Origin of the sequence: Pseudomonas lopnurensis, from assembly GCF_015070855.1 — a bacterium.
Classification (GTDB): Bacteria; Pseudomonadota; Gammaproteobacteria; order Pseudomonadales; family Pseudomonadaceae; genus Stutzerimonas; species Stutzerimonas lopnurensis.
This window is the reverse complement of record NZ_JADDIX010000018.1, coordinates 20,246-37,942: the sequence shown is the minus strand read 5'-3', so window position 1 is coordinate 37,942 and position 17,697 is coordinate 20,246. Positions and strand designations below refer to the sequence as shown.

Below are 17,697 nucleotides of genomic sequence, written 5' to 3'. Positions count from 1 at the left end.
TTGCGCGCTGGAATATTCGCGGGCATGGCCCGCTCCACAGGGGGTACGTCTATCCGCAACAGCCAGCTCAGACATAGCCAAGGATAATCCGCGTTCATACCCGGCAAACGCGTGGGCAAGGCTTCGCCGTTGCCCACCCTACGAACTCACCGGGCATTAAGTTGTGGAGCCAGCTTGCTGGCGATCATCAGGCAACGTATTCGTAAGATATGGATTTCGGTACGCGGAAGGCCACCTTTCTCGCGTGGTGTTGGGCTTCGTCGCTACGCGCCTCAACCCAACGTGGCACGCTAGGTCAGTTGGAAGAATGATCCATCTCGGTTCAATTCAATACGAGCCATCGGCCGGCAACAGGGCAACCGTTGGTCTTGCAGACCTTGGCAACCTGCGAGCAAGGTGCTCAGTCGCCTGAACCGCCGCCACGCAGCAACCGGCCGATCAGCTCCAGCGGATAGCCCCGGTAGCTGAGAAAACGTCCCTGCTTCGCGCGTTCGCGGGCGTCCGCAGGCAGCCGGCCGGCGAACTTGCGTTGCCAGGCATCGCGCAGCTGCTCGCTCCAGTCGAAGCCGCTGTCGCGCAATGCCTGCTCGATATCCGCGCGGGGCAGTCCACGCTGGGCCAGCTCCTCACGGATGCGCAACGGGCCGTAGCCGGCATTGGCGCGGCTCCTGACGAAACTTTCGAGGTAACGGGATTCGGACAGCAGGCCCTGGCTGCAGAGACGACCCAGGGCCTGTTCGATCAATTCGGGCGGGGCGCCGCGTTGGCGCAGCTTGCGGGAAAGCTCGACGCGTCCGTGCTCGCGCCGGGCCAGCAGGTCCATGGCCGCCCGCCGCACCGCGGCGGGGTTATCGAGCACGACCGGCATGCGGATCAGAGGTCGGCGTCGACCAGGTCTTCGCTGACCACGTTCGCCTTGCTGCCACCGCTGACAACCAGCAGTTTCTCGCGAATCTGCTGCTCGATCTCGCGGCCGATCTCCGGATTGTCTTCCAGGTACTTGGCGGCGTTGGCCTTGCCCTGGCCGATCTTGCTGCCCTTGTAGGCGTACCAGGCACCGGACTTCTCGACCAGGCCCTGCTGCACGCCGAGGTCGATGATTTCGCCGTTGCGGTAGATGCCCTTGCCGTAGAGGATCTGGAATTCGGCCTGGCGGAACGGCGGCGCCACCTTGTTCTTCACCACCTTGACGCGGGTTTCGCTGCCGACCACCTCGTCGCCTTCCTTCACCGCACCGGTACGGCGGATATCCAGGCGCACCGAAGCGTAGAACTTCAGTGCATTACCACCGGTGGTGGTTTCCGGGCTGCCGAACATCACGCCGATCTTCATGCGGATCTGGTTGATGAAGATGACCAGGCAGTTGGCGTTCTTGATGTTGCCGGTGATCTTGCGCAGCGCCTGGGACATCAGGCGCGCCTGCAGGCCGACGTGGGCATCGCCCATCTCGCCTTCGATCTCGGCCTTGGGCACCAGGGCCGCCACGGAGTCGACGATGATCACGTCCACCGCGTTGGAGCGCACCAGCATGTCGGTGATTTCCAGCGCCTGCTCGCCGGTATCCGGCTGCGACACCAGCAGGTCGTCGACGTTGACGCCCAGCTTGCCGGCATAGTCCGGATCCAGCGCGTGCTCGGCGTCGACGAAGGCACAGGTGGCCCCCATCTTCTGCGCTTCGGCGATGACCGACAGCGTCAGCGTGGTCTTGCCCGACGACTCCGGGCCATAGATCTCGACGATACGGCCTTTCGGCAGGCCGCCGATGCCGAGCGCGATATCCAGCCCCAGCGAGCCGGTGGAAATGGCCGGAATCGCCTGGCGATCATGATCACCCATGCGCATCACCGCACCCTTGCCGAACTGCTTTTCGATCTGGCCCAGGGCCGCAGCCAAGGCGCGCTTCTTGTTCTCGTCCATCGAATCCTCACTTGATCAAGAGGGCCGGAGGCCACAACAACTGTATAAGTAGACAGTATTAGAGCATAGCCGAATTTACTCGCCTAGCCCCGAGCCGGATTTTCTCCGGCCGCCAGGCGCAACAGTCCTTCCAGCGCGGCCGCCACCGTCTGCTCGCGCACCGCCTGGCGATCGCCGGCGAACAGATAACGCCGGACGTGCAGCTGCTCGGCATCGGCCCAGGCGATCCACACCGTGCCCACCGGCTTGTCCACCGTGCCGCCGCCCGGCCCGGCGATGCCGCTGACCGCCACGGCGAAACGGGCGCCGCTGCGCTGCTGGGCGCCATGCGCCATGGCCTGCACCACCTCGGCGCTGACCGCTCCCACCTGCTCGAACAACTTCGCGGGCACGCCGAGCTGCAGGATTTTCTGCGCGTTGGAATAGGTCACGTAGCCGGCCTCGAACCAGGCCGAGCTTCCGGCGATCCGGGTGATGGCTTCGGCGATCCCGCCGCCGGTGCAGGATTCCGCCGTAGTGACCTGCGCCCCCAGGCGCTGCAGGACATCGCCCAGCCGCACAGCGAGATCGGTCAGATTCATCGAAGCTCCACTGAATATAAGCAGGGCGATACCCTACACCAGCTGGCCACGCACTTCAGCACGCGCGGCGCCGAATCGAGCGAACGGTACGGATCGAAACAGGAACCACGCCCCCCCTATCGCCGCCAACGGTTGCCGAAGAGAGGCCAGGCTCGGACAATGCCCGGCAAAACCGGCTGAGCATCAGACAGATTCCCCGCATGTCAAAAAGACAAACCGCCCACACCTCCGGCAACTCCGACCTTTCCGCCCACACGCCCATGATGCAACAGTACTGGAAGCTCAAGCGCGAGCATCCGGACCAGCTGATGTTCTATCGCATGGGCGATTTCTACGAGCTGTTCTACGACGACGCCAAGAAGGCCGCCGCGCTGCTGGACATCACCCTCACCGCACGCGGCCAGTCGGCGGGCACCGCGATTCCGATGGCCGGCATTCCCTTCCATTCGGCGGAGGGCTATCTCGCGCGCCTGGTGAAGCTCGGTGAATCGGTGGTGATCTGCGAGCAGATCGGCGATCCGGCCACCAGCAAGGGACCGGTGGAGCGCCAGGTGGTACGCATCATCACCCCCGGCACGGTGAGCGACGAGGCGCTGCTCGACGAGCGCCGCGACAATTTCCTCGCCGCGGTGGTCGGCGACGAGAAGCTGTTCGGCCTGTCGGTGCTGGACATCGCCAGCGGCCGCTTCAGCGTGCAGGAGCTCAAGGGCTGGGAAACCCTGCTCGCCGAGCTGGAGCGCCTGAGCCCGGCGGAGCTGCTGATCCCCGACGACTGGCCGCAGGGCCTGCCGCTGGAGAAGCGCCGTGGCGTGCGCCGTCGCGCGCCGTGGGATTTCGATCGCGACTCGGCCTTCAAGAGCCTCTGCCAACAGTTCGCCACCCAGGACCTCAAGGGCTTCGGCTGCGAGAACCTGACGCTGGCCATCGGCGCCGCCGGCTGCCTGCTCGCCTACGCCAAGGAAACCCAGCGCACCGCCCTGCCCCACCTGCGCAGCCTGCGCCATGAGCGCCTCGACGACACGGTGGTCCTCGACGGCGCCAGCCGGCGCAACCTGGAGCTGGACGTCAACCTCTCCGGCGGCCGCGACAACACCCTGCAATCGGTGATGGACCGCTGCCAGACCGCCATGGGCTCGCGCCTCTTGACCCGCTGGCTGAATCGCCCGCTGCGCAACCGCGAGATCCTCGAGGCACGCCAGGATTCGATCACCTGCCTGCTGGAGCACTACCGCTTCGAACAATTGCAGCCGCAGCTCAAGGACATCGGCGACCTGGAGCGCATCCTCGCCCGTATCGGCCTGCGCAACGCCCGCCCGCGCGACCTGGCGCGCCTGCGCGATGCCCTGGCCGCGTTGCCGCAACTGCAGAGCGGCATGCAGGACCTGGTCGCGCCGCATCTCAATACGCTGGCGACGAGCATTTCCACCTATCCCGAGCTGGCCGAGCTGCTGGCCCGGGCGATCATCGACAACCCGCCAGCGGTGATCCGCGACGGCGGCGTGCTCAAGACCGGTTACGACGCCGAGCTGGACGAGCTGCAATCGCTCTCCGAGAACGCCGGCCAGTACCTGATGGACCTGGAAATCCGCGAGAAGGCGCGCACCGGCCTGGCCAACCTGAAGGTCGGCTACAACCGCGTGCACGGCTACTTCATCGAGTTGCCGAGCAAGCAGGCCGAATCCGCCCCCGCCGACTACATCCGCCGGCAGACCCTCAAGGGCGCCGAGCGCTTCATCACCCCGGAACTCAAGGAATTCGAGGACAAGGCGCTGTCGGCCAAGAGCCGCGCCCTGGCGCGCGAGAAGCTGCTCTACGACGCGCTGCTGGAAATGCTCATCGGGCATCTGGCACCGCTGCAGGAAAGCGCCGCCGCCCTGGCCGAGCTGGACGTACTGAGCAACCTCGCCGAACGCGCGCTGAATCTCGACCTGAACCGCCCGCGCTTCGTCGAGCAGCCCTGCATGCGCATCGAGCAGGGCCGCCATCCGGTGGTCGAGCAGGTGCTGGAGACGCCCTTCGTGGCCAACGACCTCGGCCTCGACGATGCCACCCGCATGCTGGTGATCACCGGGCCGAACATGGGCGGCAAATCCACCTACATGCGCCAGACCGCGCTGATCGTGCTGCTGGCGCAGATCGGCAGTTTCGTTCCGGCGGCGGCCTGCGAGCTGTCGCTGGTCGATCGCATCTTCACCCGCATCGGCTCCTCCGACGACCTGGCCGGCGGACGCTCCACCTTCATGGTGGAAATGAGCGAAACCGCCAACATCCTGCACAACGCCAGCGACCGCAGCCTGGTGCTGATGGACGAGGTGGGTCGCGGCACCAGCACCTTCGACGGTCTCTCGCTGGCCTGGGCGGCGGCCGAACACCTGGCGAAACTGCGTGCGTTCACGCTGTTCGCCACCCATTACTTCGAGCTGACCGTGCTGCCGGAAAGCGAGCCGGTGGTGGCCAACGTGCACCTGTCGGCCACCGAGCACAACGAGCGCATCGTTTTCCTCCACCATGTACTGCCGGGCCCCGCCAGCCAGAGCTATGGCCTGGCGGTGGCGCAACTGGCCGGCGTACCGGGCGAGGTGATCCAGCGCGCACGCGACCATCTGTCGCGGCTGGAAACCACCAGCCTGCCCCACGAAGCACCGAGAATAGCGCCCGGCCAGCCTGCGCCACCCATGCAGAACGACCTGTTCGCCAGCCTGCCGCACCCGGTGATCGAGGAACTGGGCAGGATCGATCCCGATGACGTGACCCCGCGTCAGGCCCTGGAGCTGCTATACAGCTTGAAATCGCGCATTTGATACACGCAGAAAGCTGCTAGAATCGCGCGCATTTTTTGGATATGCGGCATTAGCCTGATGCCGCCTAGCCGCAGGGGCGTCACCGCAACGCCAACCTGACACGCCTGAGGAGATAGCTAGAAATGACCTTCGTCGTCACCGACAACTGCATCAAGTGCAAATACACCGATTGCGTGGAAGTCTGCCCGGTGGACTGCTTCTATGAAGGCCCGAATTTCCTGGTGATCCACCCGGACGAATGCATCGACTGCGCCCTGTGCGAGCCGGAGTGCCCGGCCCAGGCGATCTTCTCCGAAGACGAAGTGCCGGAGGATCAGCAGGAGTTCATCGAACTGAACGCCGATCTGGCGGAAGTCTGGCCGAACATCACCGAGAAGAAGGATGCGCTGGCCGATGCCGAAGAATGGGACGGTGTGAAGGACAAGCTGCAGTATCTGGAGCGCTGATTCTCCAGCCTTTCCCGGTCACGCAGAAAAATGCCCGCAGCGATGCGGGCATTTTCGTTCACCATCACGCCAGCCCCGAATTCCGGGGGCAAGCAGGAATGCTCTGACCTTGCCGCAGCGCCGCCTTGGGCTTACCCCGATGCGCGGCATCTGCATTACCCACCAGGCAGCGCTATCAGGCCTTGTCGATGCCTTGTTTCAGGGTGTCTTTCACCTCACCCTTGACCTGCTGGGCATCGCCCTTGACTTCCTGGCGCTGGCCCTCGCCTTTCAGGCTCGAGTTGTCGCTGGCTTCGCCCACGCCTTGCTTGATCTTGCCGACGGCTTCGTTGGTGTTGCCCTTGATCTTGTCTTCGGTACTGCTCATCGCGGACCTCGCTTCTTCGTTTCATTGATGACACAAGGGTGGACCGGCCAGGCGAAGCGATAGTTTCTCCCGGCCATCGGATCGCGTACCGCCTCAGGCCTGTCGCGCGCGCAGCAGCCGGCGCAGCAAGGGCCGGCCAGCCAGGTGGAGGAATACCGGCGCGCCGACGATCAGGTAGAGGTAATAGGTCACGAAGCGCCAGATCAGGATCGCCGCCGCGGTGGTCGACTTGCCCACCATCGGCGTCAGCAGCGCCGCCGAGGCCAGCTCGGCGCTGCCCGCCCCGCCGGGCAGCAGGCTGAGCTGCCCGGCCGTCAGCGCCAGCAGCTGCACCAGGAAAGTCCAGGCCCAGGCGATTTCGCTGCCCAGCCCCTGCAGCGTCAGGTAGAGCACGCTGTAACGCAGCAGCCAATGCAGGATCGTCAAGCCGAACACCGCCAGCAGAATCCTTCGCGGCAGCCGGAAGCAGTCGACCAGCGCATTGCGAAAACCCAGCAGCTTGCGCGCCCAGCGGCGCTTGCGCGAGGCCTGCATGCCCAGGCGCGTGACCAGCCAGCCATTGAGCAGGAATACCTGCCGATGAAAGCGCCCGAGCAGTGCCAGCAGCACCATCACGCCGATCAGCAGCGCCGCGCTGAAGCCCAGCAGGCTGGCGATATAGGCGTTCAGCGCATGGGTCAGCGCATAGAACAGCACGCCGACCAGCGCACAGGCGAAGAACAGCAGATCGCTCAGCTGTTCGACCGCATAGGTCGCGGTGCCCTTCGTCGGCGCCACGCCCTGGCGCATCAGCAGTGCCATCAGGGTCAGCGGCCCACCGGCGCCACCCGGCGTGGCGCAGATGGCGAACTCGGTGGCGATGACGATGCCGAACGCGCGCCGCTGCCCCAGTTTGCGCCGCCCCAGCAACAGCCGCAGGCGCAAGGCGTTGAGATACCAGCCCAGCAGGATCATGCCGAGCATGGTCACCAGCAGGCTGGCCGGGAAACGCCACAGGCGTTCGAACAACCCGCTGCCGCCCAGTAGCAGCGGAATCAGCGCCGCGGCGAGCAGTGCGCCGAGCAGCAACCACCAGCGGCGGTTCATGCCGCCGAACTCGACCACGTGTACTGGCGCAACCAATCGATCTTGGTGGTCGGCTGCCGGCCCTCGCGCAGCAGGCGCTTCAACAACTCCAGCCAGTAGCGCCGCGAGAAGTCATGGCGCATGTCGACCGGATGCAGGCCCAGGCGCAACAGTGGCGCCTGGCGGCAGTGGCGCAACTGCCGTTCGCTGACCAGCCAGGACATGCCGCGGCGCCAGGCACTGCGCGCGCTCCATACCAGCCCCGGCGCCGTGATGGGCGCGAAGTCCGGCAGCAGGTAGAAGTGCCGCGGATCGCTGGTGTACAGCAGCCCGCTGCCGGCCAGCGCGCGGCGGCTGCCCGGGCTCATCAGCCAGGCCGGTGCGACGAAGCCGTGCAACGGCCAGTCGTAGCGCCGGAACAGCGCCAGCCCCTGCCCCAGCCGTTCGCGCGCCGCCGCCTCGTCCAGCGAATAGAATTCGCCTTCATGGGTGTAGACCCGGCGCATGAACCAGTCCTTCGGCGTGCGCGGCAATGGCGCCCGATCGGCGTGATAACAACCGTGCAGCACCAGCTCGTCGCCGCGCGCCAGGCGCCCGTCGAGCAGGCGGCGAAAGTCCGGATGCGCCTGCAATGGGTTGCGGTTATGGAAATCCGGCACCACCAGCCAGGTCATCGGCACACCGCCGATGGCATCCACGGCCTCGACGAAGGGCCGGTAGTCCGCCCAGGTTTCCGGTGCCACGTCGTGCAGCACCAGCATCAGTGCGCGCTCAGACATGCATGGCGACCGGCGAATCGACCGTGCCGAGCACCGCGTGATAATGCGCGAGCAGCCCGGCCACCACTGCGTCCCAGGCATGATGCGCCTCGACGTGCTGGCGCGCCTGCAGGCCGAGCAGGTGCGGGCCGATCTCGAACAGCTCACGCACGGCCTGGGCCATGGCGCGCGCATCCAGCGGCCGGCACAACCGTCCACTGTGGAAGGGCACCAGTTCGGGCAGCGCACCGGCACGGGCCGCCACCACCGGAATGCCGCTGGCCATGGCCTCCAGCGCCACCAGGCCGAAGGTTTCCTGGTTGCCGGCATGCAGCAGCACATCGCTGCTGGCGAGCAACCGTGCCACCTCGCTGGCGGGACAGAAGCGATCGATCACCGTCACGTTGTCCGGCACCCTGTGCGGCATGCTCGAGCCCACCAGCAGCAAGTGGTAGGGTTTGCCCAGCTGGCGTGCGGTGTCCAGCAGGATGTGCAGGTTCTTTTCCCGCGAGCCGCGGCCGGCGAAGATCATCAGCCGGGTATCGTCCGCCAGCCCCAGCTCGGCGCGCAGGTCCGGGGCACGGCGGCCGGGCTGGAAGGTGTCGAGGTCGACCCCCAGCGGCTGCACGAAGACGTTCTTCACGCCCAGCGCGATGAGCTTGTCGGCCATCACCTGGCTGGGCGCGAGTACCCGGTCGAAGCTGCCATACAGGCGCGAGACATAGCCGTTCAGGTTGGCGCCCAGCCAGTTGCCGATCCGGTTGCTGACCAGCAGCGGCAAGTCCGAGTGATAGAAACCGATCACCGGCACATCCAGCCGGCGCCCGGCATCCAGCGCGGCCCAGGCGGTCATGTAGGGATCGCCGACCTCGATCAGGTCGGGGCGCAGCGAGCGCAGCAGATTGCGCCAGGGCGCCCGGCGCACCGGAAAACGGTAGCCCTTGCCGAACGGCAGCACCGGCGCGGGCACCTGGTAGATACCGCTGTCGTGGCCATAGCCACTGCCCGGTACCAGAATGCTGTGGCGGACGCCCGAGTAAAGCTGGAGTCGACGGTGTTTCGCCTCGAGGTAGGTGCGCACGCCACCGCTGGCGGGTGCGTAGAACATGGTCATGTCGGCAATATGCAAGATACAGCGTCTCCGTTCGGTCCTCTGCGGGCCCTGCGCAACACCCATCGGGCGGGCGTCGCACGGTCATAGGTACGGCCGCCCGAACGTCCCTTGCGAAGGGCTCTTTGTTGCAATAAATGACCGTTAGGCTGGAGAGTCGTTCGCACCGCCGGGCCGGCAGCGGGCGCTAGGAATCGAGGCGTTTGTCGCCGGGGTCCTTGCCCTCGTCCGAGGCATGCTCGATCACCGCGTTGAGCTCGGCGCCGAGCAGCAGCACCGCGGCGGAAATGTAGAAATACAGCAGCAACACGATGATCGCACCGATGCTGCCGTAGGTCGCATCGTAGTTACCGAAGTTCTGCACATAGATGCCGAAGCCGATCGAGGCGATGATCCAGACGATTACCGCCAGCGCGGACCCCGGCGTGATGAAGCGGAAGTCCTGCTCGACGTCCGGCGCGACGTAGTACAGCACCGCCACCACCAGCATCATCAGCAATACCGCGATCGGCCAGCGCAGCCAGTTCCACAGCAGCACCACGATATCCTTCAGGCCGACCTGCTCGGCGAGCCAGCCCATCACCTGCGGCCCCATCACCATCAGGCCGGCGGCCAGCAGCAGCATGATGGCGATGCCCACGGTGTAGACCAGCGACAGCAGCGTCAGCTTCCAGTCCGGGCGACCTTCCTCCACGCCGTAGGCCTTGTTCATGGCGTTCATCAACGAGCGGACGCCCACCGAGGCCGTCCACAGCGCAACCAGGATACCGATGGAGAGCAGGCCGCTCTTCTGGTCCTGCAACTGATCGATGACCGGGTTGACCTGGTCCATCGCCACCGGCGGCAGCACCAGCGAGGCCTGCTCGCGCAACCAGGCGAAGAATTCCGGCAGGTGCAGGAAACCCAGCAGGGCCATGAGAAAGAGCAGGAAGGGGAACAGCGAGAATAGCGCCCGATAGGCCAGCGCCGAGGCATAGGTGGACATGTCGTCGTTGCTGAATTCCTTGAAGGTGCGCTTGAACAGGGTCATCACTCCGAGCCCGCGCGTATCCAGGATTGCCATGCCACCCCCCAAACCGGAACAGAACTGTCTGAATTGGGACGATGGCGCCGCGCAAGAGTTCGGGCGAGAGCTGCCGCTGGCCGAGCGAAGCCCGGAGGAGCGAGCGCGTGTGGCGCCGATCAGCGCAGCACTCTGACCTGCAACTGACCGGCACCGACCTCGGCCTTGAACCGCTGACAGTCCGGGTTGCCCAGCATTGCCTCGGCCAGCGCCGGCTCGAGCCGGGTCCGCAACCGGCGCGCCAGATCGCGCGCGCCGAAGCGGGCGTCGTGGCCGCTGCAGAGCCAGTCCCGCGCCGGGCCGGTGACGATCAGCTCGCGCCCGGTCTTGCGCAGCCGCTGCTCGAGCTTGCCGAGCTCGATATCCAGCAGCGCCTCCAGCCACTGCCCGTCGATGCGCGCGAAGGTCAGGATGCGATCGATCCGGTTGAGGAATTCCGGTTCGAAATGCCGGTGCAAGGCCCGCTCCACCCGCTCGCCCTCGCCGCGCGGCCGCACGCGCAGCGCGCGGCGCCAGCCACGCTGGAAGCGCGAACGGTACTCGGCGGCCTCCTGCGCGCCGATGTTGCTGGTCATGAAGATCAGGCTGTTGCGAAAGTCGATTCGCCGCGTGCCGGCAGCGAGCGTCAGCTGGCCGCTGTCGAGCACGTTGAGCAGGCTGCGCACCACCTCCCGGCTGGCCTTCTCCAGCTCGTCGAAGAGGACGATGCCCGGTCGGCTGAAACTGCCGGCGATGGCCTCGACGTCGAACAGCGTCGTGCCCTCCTTGCTGCCGACGTAGCCCGGCGGCGCGCCGGTGAGCGCGGCGGCGTAATGCTCCTGGGCCAGGGTGTTCATGTCGATACGACAGAAGGCGTCCGGCCGGCCATGGATGGCCTGCGCCAGCAACCGGACGATCTCGGTCTTGCCGACGCCGGTGGGACCCAGGAACAGGTTGACCGCCAGCGGCCGCTCGGGGTCGCCGATGCCGGCCTTGATCACCTGGAGCATCGATTCCACCGCGCCGAGCGCGGCATCCTGGCCGACGATGCGGCTGCGCAGCAGGCTCATGACCTCGGCGGGGTCGAACAGCAAGCGCGACGTGCCGGCCATGGTTCGGGCGGCCTGTTCCCGGTTGTGATCGATAAGCTCGTTGACGAATGGCATGGGGTGTCTCGTAGTTTCGTAGGTTGGGTTGAGCGCAGCGAAGCCCAACGAGCGGGCGCCGATACGGATTGGAAGCTGAAGCGGACACCCGGCATGGCGCGCATTCGGCGCAGCTCGGAGTCGGGACGATATCCGCTCGTTGGGCTTCGTCGCTGCGCTCCTCAACCCAACCTACGGCGATACGGCCTGGTCACCCCGCCGTTTTTTCCTTGCCGGCGTGCGGCAGTTCGTATACCGGGCAATCGGCGACGCCGACGGTGCCGCGGGTCATGGCCTCGACGTTCTCCTGCGCCTTCTCGGCATCCAGCACCCAGGTGCGGTAGAACTCGAACGGACAGTCGGCCACGCCCTTGTCGCCATCGCCGGAGTTGTAGACGCCGGTGTAGCCACGGTGCAGCAGCTTGAACAGGTGGTTCTGCGACTGGTCGTTGGCGCGCGCGTCGCGGATCTGCGAGATGGACAGCTGGGCGTACTGGATGCCCATCTCCTCTTCGCCGCATTCGCCCAGGGTGCGGCCGTCGAAGCCGATGATCGCCGAGTGGCCGAAGTAGCTGTACACGCCATCGAAGCCCGCCGCATTGGCCACCGCCACGTAGCAGTTGTTGGCCCAGGCCATGGTCTTGGACATCAGTACCTGCTGCTCCTTGGCCGGGTACATGTAGCCCTGGCAACGCACGATCAGCTCGGCGCCCTTCATCGCGCAGTCGCGCCAGATCTCCGGATAGTTGCCGTCGTCGCAGATGATCAGGCTGATCTTCATGCCCTTCGGGCCATCACTGACGTAGGTGCGGTCACCGGGGTACCAGCCCTCGATCGGGCACCAGGGGATGCACTTGCGGTACTTCTGCACGATCTCGCCCTGATCATTGATCAGCACCAGGGTGTTGTACGGCGCCTTGGCCGGATCCTCGTTGCGCTCGCCGGTCAGCGAGAAAATGCCCCAGGTCCTCGCCTCGCGGCAGGCGGCGGAGAAGATCGCGGTCTCCTCGCCGGGGATGGTGGCGGCGGTCTCCATCATCTCGCCGGGGTCGTACATGATGCCCATGGTGCTGTATTCGGGGAACACCACCAGGTCCATGCCGGGCAGGCCGAGCTTCATGCCCTTGATCATCTCGGCGATCTTGCGGGCGTTGTCCAACACCTCGGCCTTGGTGTGCAGGCGCGGCATCTTGTAGTTGACCACGGCGACGCCGACGGTATCGGGACTGCTGGAAATATCTCCGTGACGCATGAAAAACCTCCTCAAGCTTCAAGCCGCAAGCTACAAGCTGTAAGCAAGAGCGGGGGAGCATCCCGCACGCGCTACTTGTCGCTTGTGGCTTGCCGCTGCTTCTAGAACGTAGGGTGGGCTTCAACCCACCATTCAAGGGACCGATGTGAACGCTGGTGGGCTAAAGCCCACCCTACGGGTTGCAAGCCTCAAGCAAGAGCGGAGCGAGCATCCACGCACGCCCTACTTGTCGCTTGAGACCTGCAACTTGCCGCTGCTTCTAGTGGCTGATCATCCACGGCCGCGCCGAGGGGCTGGTCTTGAGCCCGTGCGGGTTGGCCTTGGTGGGTGTGTTCGGCTTGCTCGGGCCGCAACAGCTGCAACCGGCGCCGTGCTTGCGGTTGGCCTTGTACTCGGCCAGCGACTGCGGCGCGTGGGCGCTGCGTTCGTTGGTCTCGATGGCGCGGCGCTGGCTTCCGGCCATGGTGGCCAGGCCCGGCGCGCTGAGGATCACCCGCTGGGTCTGCCCGCCGCAGGCCGGGCAGGCGCACGGCTGGTCGCGGTCGGCCATCGGCCGCAGCATGGTGAAATCGCCGCAGGCGGCGCAGTCGTATTCGTATATGGGCATGCTGATCGTCCTCGAGAACGGCGGGTGGGGGGCGTAGGTTGGGTGGGGCCGCCGAGGTCGAGCGGAGCGAAGCCCAACGAGCGCGGGCAACCCTTCCGCCATGACGTTGGAGTTTCGGCACAGCAAACCACGGCGTGGGGCGGAAGCTCGGTGTCTCGTTGGGCTTCGCCGCTTCGCGCCTCAACCCAACCTACGTTCCGGTCATTTGTCGTACGCGATGGGCATGTCGATGCTGCCGTCGAGGTGCTTGATCGGGCCGGCGGCGCTCGGGTTGATGTCGAACTCGAAAATGTCGGTCGGTAGCCAGAGCGTGGCGCAGGCGTTGGGGATGTCGACCACGCCGCTGATGTGCCCCTGCACCGGCGCCGAGCCGAGCAGCGAGTAGCCCTGGGCGCCGGAGTAGCCGAACTTCTTCAGGTATTCGATGGCGTTCAGGCAGGCCTGCTGGTAGGCCAGGTTGACGTCCAGGTAGGCCTGCTTGCCGGCGTCGTCCACCGAGATGCCTTCGAAGATCAGGTAGTTGTTGTAGGTGGGCACGATCGGGCTGGGCTTGAAGATCGGGTTCTTGATGCCGTACTTGGCCATGCCACCCTTGATCAGCTCGACCTTCATGTGCACCCAGCCGGCCATTTCGATGGCGCCGCAGAAGGTGATCTCGCCATCGCCCTGGCTGAAGTGCAGGTCGCCGACCGACAGCCCGGCGCCGTCGACATAGACCGGGAAGAAGATCTTCGAGCCGCGCGACAGGTCCTTGATGTCGCAGTTGCCGCCATGCTCGCGCGGCGGCACGGTGCGTGCGCCCTCCGCGGCGATCTTGTCGCGCAGCGCGCCCGAGGCCTTGCCGGCGTGGGCGGTGGTGGCGAACGGCGGGTTGGCCAGCGGCGGCACGCGGGTCGGGTTGGTGTCGATCAGCGCCTGCTCGCGCTCGTTCCACGCCGACAGCAGTTTCGGGTCCGGCAGGCAGCCGATCAGGCCGGGGTGGATCAGGCCGGCGAAGCGCACGCCGGGGATGTGCCGGCTCTTGGTGAACATGCCCTCGAAGTCCCAGATCGACTTCTGCGCCGCGGGGAAGTAGTCGGTGAGAAAGCCACCGCCGTTGCTCTTCGAGAAGAAGCCGTTGAAGCCCCACAGCGAATCCTGCTTGGTGCCGATGTCGAGCAGGTCGACCACCAGCAGGTCGCCCGGCTCGGCGCCCTTCACGCCCACAGGGCCGGAGAGGTAATGCACGGTGGAGAGGTCGACGTCGCGCACGTCGCTGGCGTCGTCGTCGTTCTTGATCGCGCCACCGGTCCAGTCGTAGGTCTCGAGGATGAAATCGTCGCCCGGGTTCACCCAGCAGGCCATCGGGATGTCCGGATGCCAGCGGTTGTGGATCTGCTCGTTCTCGGGGGCGGGCTGGTTCAAATCGACCTTGATCAGGGTATCGGTCATGACGAGGCTCCTAGGACCGTGGAAGGAAAATCAGCGTTGCGCTGAGTACGGGCCTAGTCTTCGCCGTATCGGTCGGCGGGAAAATACGTTGGATGACGTAGGGCAACCTCAAGCCTCAAGCCTCAAGCCTCAAGCCTCAAGCCTCAAGAAAAGGCAAAAGCCGAGGCCCTGCAACTCCGCAGTTCCTCGGCTCCCGCTTTTACTTGTCGCTTGCAGCTTGAAGCTTGCCGCTGCTTCTAAACCGACAGATACCGACTGATGGTCGCCTCGTCGGCATTGGCCGCGCTTTCCTCCAGCACGAAGCGGCCCTTTTCGATCACCAGGAAGCGGTCGGCGATTTCCATGGTGAAGGACAGCACCTGCTCGGACACCACGATGGTGAGGTCGCGCAACGAGCGGATCTCCTTCAACGTGCGCGCGATGTCCTTGATGATCGACGGCTGGATGCCCTCGGTGGGCTCGTCCAGCAGCAGCACCTTGGGGTTGGTCGCCAGCGCACGGGCAATGGCCAATTGCTGCTGCTGTCCGCCGGAGAGATTGCCGCCCTTGCGCTTGCGCATCTCGTGCAACACCGGAAACAGCGCGTAGAGATCCTCCGGCACCTGGCCGCCGGCCGAGGCCGGCAGGCCGGTCTGGATGTTCTCCAGCACCGTCATGCTGGGAAAGATCATCCGCCCCTGGGGCACGTAGGCCACGCCGCTGGCCACCCGCTGGTGGGTTTCCAGCCCGGCGACCTCCTGGCCATCGACCTGCACGCTGCCGCCCATCTGCGGCACGATGCCCATCAGGGTCTTGAACAGCGTGGTCTTGCCCATGCCGTTGCGGCCCATGACCGCGACGATTTCCTGCTTGGCGACGTCGAGATTGACGTCGTGGAGAATCTGGCTCTGGCCGTAGCCGGAAGCGAGGTTGCTGATCTTGAACATGCTGAACTCCTTCATGCATGTGGGTTGTTTGTGGCGTGGTGCGAATGGTGTGCGGCATGGCTATGGCGTCGGGCGGCGTTCGCCTGTTGGGCTTCGCTGCGCGAACCGAGGAATGGGCCCGCCCTCGTGCCGTAGGTTGGGTTGAGGCGCTTTTGCGCCGAAGCCCAACAAGAGGGGCCGGCGGAGCTTCGGGGTTGGGGTGGGGTGTCCGTTGGGCTTCGCTACGCTCAACCCAACCTACCTCACCCCATCTCAACCCAACCCACTAGTGCCCCAGGTACACCTCGATCACCTTGGGGTTGTTCTGCACCGCATCCATGCTGCCTTCGGCCAGGACCTTGCCCTGGTGCAACACCGTGACCTTGTGGGCGATGCTCTTGACGAACTCCATGTCGTGCTCGATCACCAGCACCGAACGGCCCTGACTGATGCGCTTGAGCAGTTCGGCGGTCTGCGCCCGCTCGCTGACGCTCATGCCCGCCACCGGCTCGTCGAGCATCAACAGTTCCGGGTCCTGCATCAGCAGCATGCCGATCTCCAGCCATTGTTTCTGGCCATGGGAAAGCAGCCCGGCCTCGCTGTGCAGTTGCCCGGCGAGACCGATTTCCGCGGCGACCTCCTCCACCCGCGCGATGACCTCGGCGCTGCGCTTGAAGAACAGCGCACCGAACACCTTGCGCCCGGCCGGATAGGACATTTCCAGGTTCTCGAACACGCTGAGGTTCTCGTAGATCGAGGGGTTCTGGAACTTGCGTCCGACCCCGGCGCGGACGATGTCGAACTCCTTCATCTTGGTCAGCTCGCGACCGTCGAACTGGATCGAACCGCTGGTGGCCCGCGTCTTGCCGCAGATCAGGTCGAGCACCGTGGTCTTGCCGGCGCCGTTGGGGCCGATCACCACCCGTACCTCGTTGCGATCGAGGTAGAGGTTCAGGTCGTCCACCGCCTTGAAGCCGTCGAAGGAAACCGTCAGGCCCTCGATGGCCAGCACCGGTTTGGGCATCTGAAATCCAGTCATGGGGTGCTCTCCAGTTGCTTGGCGGGAACCGCATCGATCGTTCCGGCTCCCGAGGCCGGCGGCTGCTCGGCTGGTTGCGCCGCCGCGGCCGGTGGTTGTCGTCGGCTCGGCAGCCGCAGCCGCGCCAGCCATTTGCTGGCATGGCTGTGCCAGAGGCCGGCCAGGCCGTTGGGGAAATACATGACGACGGCGATGAACAGGCCACCCATGAAATACAGCCACAGTTCGGGGAAGCTCTCGGAGAACACCGTCTTGCCGTAGTTCACCAGCAGCGCGCCATACACCGCGCCGAGCAGCGACATGCGCCCGCCCACGGCGGCGAAGATGACCATCTCGATCGACGGCACGATGCCGACGAAACTCGGCGACATGAAGCCCACCTGCAGCGTGAACATCGCCCCGCCGATGGCCGAGAAGCTCGCCGCCACGCAGAACACGAAGATCTTGAAGCTGGCCACGTCGTAGCCGGAGAAGCGCACCCGCTCTTCCTTGTCGCGCATGGCCATCAGCAGACGCCCGAGCTTGGACGCGAGGATGAAGCGGCCGATCAGGATGCAACCGAGCAGCAGCGCCGCATTGACGAAGTAGAGGATGATCTTCGCCTCGTCGGTACGGATGTCCCAGCCGAGCAGGGTCTTCAGGTCGGTGATGCCGTTGACCCCGCCGGTCAGGCCCTGCTGGCCGATGATCAGGATGGTCAGGATCGCCGCGATCGCCTGGGTGACGATGGAGAAGTACACGTCGCCCACGCGGCGCTTGAACATCGCCATGCCGATGACCAGCGCGAGGATCGCCGGTACCGCCACCACCGCCAGCAGGGTGAAGCCGAAGCTCTGGAATGGCTGCCAGAACAACGGCAGTTCGGTGATCTGGTTCCAGTCCATGAAGTCCGGGATGCCGGGCGTGGACTGGATCTTGGTACTCTCGGGGTCCGATGCCTCGAGCTTGAGGAACATCGCCATGCAGTAGCCGCCGAGGCCGAAGAAGATCCCCTGGCCGAGGCTGAGAATGCCGCCATAGCCCCAGCAGAGCACCAGCCCGACGGCGACGAAGGCGTAGGTCAGGTACTTGCCGACCATGTTCAGGCGGAAGCTGTCGAGCGCCAGCGGGAACACCACCAGGATCAGCGCGGCGAGCACCAGCAGGCCGATGCCCCCCTGCTTGCCACCGAAGAATTTATCGAGTGTCGAGTTCATGCCCTGGCCCTCACGTCGTTTGCCATCGCCACAA

General features: G+C 65.4%; 17 protein-coding genes. 2 read left to right on the top strand and 15 right to left on the bottom strand.

The window, feature by feature from the left end:
- Window positions 1–400: 400 nt before the first annotated feature.
- The 3 genes from recX to IN820_RS03645 all read right to left on the bottom strand — a co-directional run bounded on the left by recX (window position 401) and on the right by IN820_RS03645 (window position 2,498).
- Complete coding sequence (recX, locus tag IN820_RS03655; RefSeq protein ID WP_193679673.1) at window positions 401–868, bottom strand: recombination regulator RecX; 468 nt, start codon at window positions 866–868, stop codon at window positions 401–403.
- Window positions 869–873: 5 nt separating this feature from the next.
- Window positions 874–1,917 carry a recombinase RecA gene (gene recA / locus IN820_RS03650; RefSeq protein WP_193679672.1) on the bottom strand — a complete coding sequence of 348 codons (1,044 nt, stop codon included), beginning with the start codon at window positions 1,915–1,917 and terminating at the stop codon, window positions 874–876.
- A gap of 83 nt (window positions 1,918–2,000) precedes the next feature.
- Window positions 2,001–2,498 carry a CinA family protein gene (locus IN820_RS03645; protein ID WP_193679671.1) on the bottom strand — a complete coding sequence of 166 codons (498 nt, stop codon included), beginning with the start codon at window positions 2,496–2,498 and terminating at the stop codon, window positions 2,001–2,003.
- A gap of 200 nt (window positions 2,499–2,698) precedes the next feature.
- Between IN820_RS03645 and mutS the strand changes: the two genes are divergently transcribed.
- Together mutS and fdxA are read left to right on the top strand one after the other, a co-directional pair.
- Window positions 2,699–5,299, top strand: a complete 2,601-nt coding sequence (gene mutS, locus IN820_RS03640) for a DNA mismatch repair protein MutS (RefSeq protein WP_193679670.1) — start codon at window positions 2,699–2,701, stop codon at window positions 5,297–5,299.
- A gap of 122 nt (window positions 5,300–5,421) precedes the next feature.
- The gene (gene fdxA / locus IN820_RS03635) at window positions 5,422–5,745 is read left to right on the top strand and encodes a ferredoxin FdxA (RefSeq protein WP_003285709.1); all 324 of its coding nucleotides are present in this window, start codon (window positions 5,422–5,424) and stop codon (window positions 5,743–5,745) included.
- A gap of 175 nt (window positions 5,746–5,920) precedes the next feature.
- Here the strand turns inward: fdxA and IN820_RS03630 are convergent, their stop codons facing one another.
- The 12 genes from IN820_RS03630 to urtC form a co-directional block, all read right to left on the bottom strand.
- A complete protein-coding gene (locus tag IN820_RS03630; RefSeq protein WP_193679669.1) occupies window positions 5,921–6,112 on the bottom strand; it encodes a CsbD family protein in 192 nt (63 codons plus the stop codon).
- A 93-nt stretch (window positions 6,113–6,205) separates the two neighbouring features.
- Window positions 6,206–7,198 (bottom strand): lysylphosphatidylglycerol synthase transmembrane domain-containing protein, encoded by a 993-nt coding sequence (locus tag IN820_RS03625; protein ID WP_193679668.1) that lies wholly within the window; start codon window positions 7,196–7,198, stop codon window positions 6,206–6,208.
- Window positions 7,195–7,956 carry a DUF2334 domain-containing protein gene (locus tag IN820_RS03620; protein WP_193679667.1) on the bottom strand — a complete coding sequence of 254 codons (762 nt, stop codon included), beginning with the start codon at window positions 7,954–7,956 and terminating at the stop codon, window positions 7,195–7,197. The genes IN820_RS03625 and IN820_RS03620 overlap by 4 nt, the downstream gene beginning before the upstream one ends.
- Window positions 7,949–9,064: a glycosyltransferase family 4 protein gene (locus tag IN820_RS03615; protein WP_193679666.1), complete on the bottom strand. Its 1,116-nt coding sequence runs from the start codon at window positions 9,062–9,064 to the stop codon at window positions 7,949–7,951. The genes IN820_RS03620 and IN820_RS03615 overlap by 8 nt, the downstream gene beginning before the upstream one ends.
- 169 nt (window positions 9,065–9,233) lie before the next feature.
- On the bottom strand, window positions 9,234–10,109 hold the full coding sequence (locus tag IN820_RS03610) for a YihY/virulence factor BrkB family protein (RefSeq protein WP_193679665.1): 876 nt from the start codon (window positions 10,107–10,109) through the stop codon (window positions 9,234–9,236).
- 119 nt (window positions 10,110–10,228) lie between these two features.
- A complete protein-coding gene (locus IN820_RS03605; RefSeq protein WP_193679664.1) occupies window positions 10,229–11,254 on the bottom strand; it encodes an AAA family ATPase in 1,026 nt (341 codons plus the stop codon).
- Window positions 11,255–11,444: 190 nt separating this feature from the next.
- Window positions 11,445–12,485, bottom strand: coding sequence for an aliphatic amidase (locus tag IN820_RS03600; protein ID WP_193679663.1), 1,041 nt, complete (start codon window positions 12,483–12,485; stop codon window positions 11,445–11,447).
- 259 nt (window positions 12,486–12,744) lie between these two features.
- On the bottom strand, window positions 12,745–13,092 hold the full coding sequence (locus IN820_RS03595; protein WP_193679662.1) for an FmdB family zinc ribbon protein: 348 nt from the start codon (window positions 13,090–13,092) through the stop codon (window positions 12,745–12,747).
- A 201-nt stretch (window positions 13,093–13,293) separates the two neighbouring features.
- On the bottom strand, window positions 13,294–14,523 hold the full coding sequence (gene fmdA, locus IN820_RS03590) for a formamidase (RefSeq protein WP_193679661.1): 1,230 nt from the start codon (window positions 14,521–14,523) through the stop codon (window positions 13,294–13,296).
- Window positions 14,524–14,759: 236 nt separating this feature from the next.
- Window positions 14,760–15,449 carry an urea ABC transporter ATP-binding subunit UrtE gene (urtE, locus tag IN820_RS03585; RefSeq protein ID WP_193679660.1) on the bottom strand — a complete coding sequence of 230 codons (690 nt, stop codon included), beginning with the start codon at window positions 15,447–15,449 and terminating at the stop codon, window positions 14,760–14,762.
- A 265-nt stretch (window positions 15,450–15,714) separates the two neighbouring features.
- On the bottom strand, window positions 15,715–16,467 hold the full coding sequence (gene urtD, locus IN820_RS03580; RefSeq protein WP_193679659.1) for an urea ABC transporter ATP-binding protein UrtD: 753 nt from the start codon (window positions 16,465–16,467) through the stop codon (window positions 15,715–15,717).
- On the bottom strand, window positions 16,464–17,663 hold the full coding sequence (gene urtC / locus IN820_RS03575) for an urea ABC transporter permease subunit UrtC (protein ID WP_193679658.1): 1,200 nt from the start codon (window positions 17,661–17,663) through the stop codon (window positions 16,464–16,466). The genes urtD and urtC overlap by 4 nt, the downstream gene beginning before the upstream one ends.
- Window positions 17,664–17,697: the final 34 nt, after the last annotated feature.

Excerpts from the sequence above, each read along its gene's own strand:
- recX (WP_193679673.1), bottom strand. The coding sequence starts at position 868 with ATGCCGGTCGTGCTCGATAACCCCGCCGCGGTGCGGCGGGCGGCCATG.
- recA (WP_193679672.1), bottom strand. The coding sequence starts at position 1,917 with ATGGACGAGAACAAGAAGCGCGCCTTGGCTGCGGCCCTGGGCCAGATC.
- IN820_RS03645 (WP_193679671.1), bottom strand. The coding sequence starts at position 2,498 with ATGAATCTGACCGATCTCGCTGTGCGGCTGGGCGATGTCCTGCAGCGC.
- mutS (WP_193679670.1), top strand. The coding sequence starts at position 2,699 with ATGTCAAAAAGACAAACCGCCCACACCTCCGGCAACTCCGACCTTTCC.
- fdxA (WP_003285709.1), top strand. The coding sequence starts at position 5,422 with ATGACCTTCGTCGTCACCGACAACTGCATCAAGTGCAAATACACCGAT.
- IN820_RS03630 (WP_193679669.1), bottom strand. The coding sequence starts at position 6,112 with ATGAGCAGTACCGAAGACAAGATCAAGGGCAACACCAACGAAGCCGTC.
- IN820_RS03625 (WP_193679668.1), bottom strand. The coding sequence starts at position 7,198 with ATGAACCGCCGCTGGTGGTTGCTGCTCGGCGCACTGCTCGCCGCGGCG.
- IN820_RS03620 (WP_193679667.1), bottom strand. The coding sequence starts at position 7,956 with ATGTCTGAGCGCGCACTGATGCTGGTGCTGCACGACGTGGCACCGGAA.
- IN820_RS03610 (WP_193679665.1), bottom strand. The coding sequence starts at position 10,109 with ATGGCAATCCTGGATACGCGCGGGCTCGGAGTGATGACCCTGTTCAAG.
- IN820_RS03605 (WP_193679664.1), bottom strand. The coding sequence starts at position 11,254 with ATGCCATTCGTCAACGAGCTTATCGATCACAACCGGGAACAGGCCGCC.
- IN820_RS03600 (WP_193679663.1), bottom strand. The coding sequence starts at position 12,485 with ATGCGTCACGGAGATATTTCCAGCAGTCCCGATACCGTCGGCGTCGCC.
- IN820_RS03595 (WP_193679662.1), bottom strand. The coding sequence starts at position 13,092 with ATGCCCATATACGAATACGACTGCGCCGCCTGCGGCGATTTCACCATG.
- fmdA (WP_193679661.1), bottom strand. The coding sequence starts at position 14,523 with ATGACCGATACCCTGATCAAGGTCGATTTGAACCAGCCCGCCCCCGAG.
- urtE (WP_193679660.1), bottom strand. The coding sequence starts at position 15,449 with ATGTTCAAGATCAGCAACCTCGCTTCCGGCTACGGCCAGAGCCAGATT.
- urtD (WP_193679659.1), bottom strand. The coding sequence starts at position 16,467 with ATGACTGGATTTCAGATGCCCAAACCGGTGCTGGCCATCGAGGGCCTG.
- urtC (WP_193679658.1), bottom strand. The coding sequence starts at position 17,663 with ATGAACTCGACACTCGATAAATTCTTCGGTGGCAAGCAGGGGGGCATC.